Genomic DNA, 3368 nt, shown 5'->3' on the forward strand with positions numbered 1-3368 from the left:
GCGCCTCCACCGCCGACGGCGCCAACATCGTCCAGTACGACGACTGGGGCGGCGCCAACCAGCAGTGGCAGTTCGTCAAGATCGGCGGCGGAACGGACCCGACCCCGACGCCCACCCCGACCCCCGGCGGCAACTACACCAACCCGGTGGTCTGGCAGGACTTCGCCGACGGTGACATCATCCGGGTCGGCGACGCCTACTACTACTCGGCCTCGACGATGCACTACTCCCCCGGCGCGCCGATCCTGCGCTCCTACAACCTGGTCGACTGGGAGTACGCGGGGCACTCGGTGCCGCGCCTGGACTTCGAGTCCAACGCCTACGACCTCAACGGCGGCCGGGCCTACGTGAAGGGCATCTGGGCCTCCACCCTGAACTACCGGCCCAGCAACAGCACCTATTACTGGATGGGCTGCACCGAGTTCAACCGCACCTACGTCTACACCGCCTCGGCCGTGGACGGCACCTGGACCAAGCGCGCCCGGATCAACAACTGCTACTACGACGCGGGCCTGCTCGTCGACGACAACGACACCATGTACGTCGCCTACGGCAACGGCACCATCAGCGTCGCCCAGCTCTCGGCCGACGGGCTCAGCCAGGTGCGCTCCCAGCAGGTGTTCCAGACGCCCTCCAGCGTCGGCACCCTCGAGGGCGCCCGCTTCTACAAGCGCAACGGCTACTACTACATCTGGCTCACCCGCCCGGCCAACGGCCAGTACGTGCTGCGCTCCAGCAGCCCGTTCGGCCCGTACGAGATGCGTCAGGTCCTGCTGAACATGCCGGGACCGATCTCCGGCGGCGGCGTGCCGCACCAGGGTGGCCTGGTCCAGACGCAGAACGGCGCCTGGTACTACATGTCGTTCGTCGACGCCTACCCCGGCGGCCGGGTCCCGGCGCTGGCGCCGATCACCTGGACCGGCGACGGCTGGCCCACCATCCAGACGGTCAACGGCGGCTGGGGCGTCAACTACCCCAAGCCGAACATCCAGACCACCAAGACCGTCGCGTCGATGATCGGTCCGGACACCTTCACCTCGGGCAGCCTCGGCCACCGGTGGGAGTGGAACCACAACCCCGACACCAGCCGCTTCTCCACCGGCAACGGCCTGCGCCTGCAGACCGCGACCGTCACCAACGACCTCTACAACGCCCGCAACACCCTGACCCACCGCATCCAGGGCCCGTCGTCGACCGCGACGATCGAGCTCGACTACTCGGCGATGGCCAACGGCGACCGGTCCGGACTGGCGATGCTCCGAGATCAGTCGGCGTGGATCGGCGTCAAACGCGACAACGGCGTCAACCGGGTCGTGATGACCAACGGCCTGACCATGAACAGCAGCTGGGCCACCACGGGCACCGGCACCGAGGCGGCGAGCGCGAACATCTCGGGCGGCAAGATCTGGTTGCGGGTGAACGCCGACATCCGGCCCGGTTCCGGCAGGCAGGCCCGCTTCTCCTACAGCACCGACGGCGTGAACTTCACCACGCTCGGACCGGCCTTCACGTTGAACAACGCCTGGCAGTTCTTCATGGGCTACCGCTTCGGCATCTTCAACCACGCCACCCAGTCACTGGGCGGAGCGGTGACCGTGAACCGGTTCGACCTCACCACCCCGTAAAACCGAGAGGTATTACGTTATGAACCCCCCAAACCGTTCGGCCCGACCCTCCGGGCGCACCCGGCTACGGAGATTCCTGTCCATCCTGAGCGCCGGTGTGGTCGCCATCGGCGTGTCGGCGGCGATCTCCGCTCCGGCGGACGCCGCCTCCACGCTGGGCGCGTCGGCGGCGGAGAAAGGCCGCTACTTCGGCGCCGCCGTCGCCGCCGGCCGGCTCGGTGACTCCACCTACGTCGGCATCCTGAACCGCGAGTTCAACTCGGTCGTCGCCGAGAACGAGATGAAGTGGAGCTCCACCGAGCCCCAGCGCGGCAGCTTCAACTACACCAGCGCCAACCGGATCGTGAACCACGCCCTGGCACAGGGCATGAAGATCCGCGGTCACACGCTGCTCTGGCACAACCAGCAGCCCGGCTGGGCCCAGGGCCTGTCCGGTTCCGACCTGCGCAACGCCGCGATCAACCACGTCACCCAGGTCGCCACCTACTTCCGCGGCAAGATCGACTCCTGGGACGTCGTGAACGAGGCGTTCGCCGACGGCGGCTCCGGCGGGCGGCGCGACTCCAACCTGCAGCGCACCGGCAACGACTGGATCGAGGCCGCCTTCCGCGCGGCCCGCGCCGCCGACCCGGGCGCCAAACTGTGCTACAACGACTACAACACCGACGGGATCAACGCCAAGAGCACCGGCATCTACAACATGGTGCGCGACTTCAAGTCGCGCGGCGTGCCGATCGACTGCGTGGGCTTCCAGTCCCACCTGGGCGGCTCCATCTCCGGCGACTACCAGGCCAACCTCCAGCGCTTCGCCGACCTCGGCGTCGACGTCCAGATCACCGAGCTCGACGTGCTCCAGGGGTCCAACCAGGCCAACATCTTCGCCACGGTGACCCGGGCGTGCCTGGCGGTGTCCCGGTGCAACGGCATCACCGTCTGGGGCATCCGCGACACCGACTCCTGGCGCGGCGATGACAACGCGCTGTTGTTCGACGGCAACGGCAACAAGAAGGCCGCCTACACCAGTACGCTCAACGCCCTCAACGGCGGTTCCACCAACCCGACGCCGACGCCGACGCCGACCTCCGGCGGGCAGGTCGACACCAACGCCTGGTACGTGCTGGTCAACCGCACCAGCGGCAAGGCTCTGGACGTCTACAACCAGTCGACGGCCGACGGCGCCCGCATCAGCCAGTGGGCCCGTACCAACGGCAACAACCAGCAGTGGCAGTTCGTCGACTCCGGCGGCGGCTACTACCGCGTCAAGGCCCGCCACTCCGGCAAGGTGCTGGACGTCAGCGGCTTCTCCACCGCCAACGGCGGCGCCGTCGTGCAGTGGGCCGACCTCAACGGCACCAACCAGCAGTGGCGCCTGGCGAACTCCGACAGCGGCTACCTGCGCCTGATCAACCGCAACAGCAACAAGGCCCTGGAGGTCCAGGGCGCCTCCACCGCCGACGGCGCCAACATCGTCCAGTACGACGACTGGGGCGGCGCCAACCAGCAGTGGCAGCTCTCCCGTGTCAGTTGACCGGTTCTCGAACAAGGAGCACATCTTGGAAATCACGCACACCCGGCGCTCGCGCCGAAATATGGCGGCGATCATCGCGGCCGTGACCACCCTCCTGGCCGGTCTCCTGGTCACCGTGAGCTCGACGACCGCCGCGAACGCGGCGACCGTCGACACCAACGCCTGGTACGTCCTGGTCAACCGCACCAGCGGCAAGGCCCTGGACGTCTACAACC

General features: G+C 67.8%; 2 protein-coding genes and 1 pseudogene. All 3 read left to right on the forward strand.

From position 1 onward, the window contains the following. On the forward strand, positions 1-1625 hold a 1625-nt coding region (locus AC5L38_RS43955), incomplete at its 5' end, for a glycoside hydrolase family 43 protein (protein WP_495248772.1). Positions 1626-1722: 97 nt separating this feature from the next. Continuing rightward, complete coding sequence (locus tag AC5L38_RS43960) at positions 1723-3153, forward strand: glycoside hydrolase family 10 protein (RefSeq protein ID WP_495248773.1); 1431 nt, start codon at positions 1723-1725, stop codon at positions 3151-3153. A 25-nt stretch (positions 3154-3178) separates the two neighbouring features. After that, positions 3179-3368: pseudogene (locus AC5L38_RS43965) on the forward strand (hypothetical protein); the annotation flags it as partial.

The sequence above is a fragment of the Streptosporangium nanhuense genome (genome assembly GCF_059358815.1).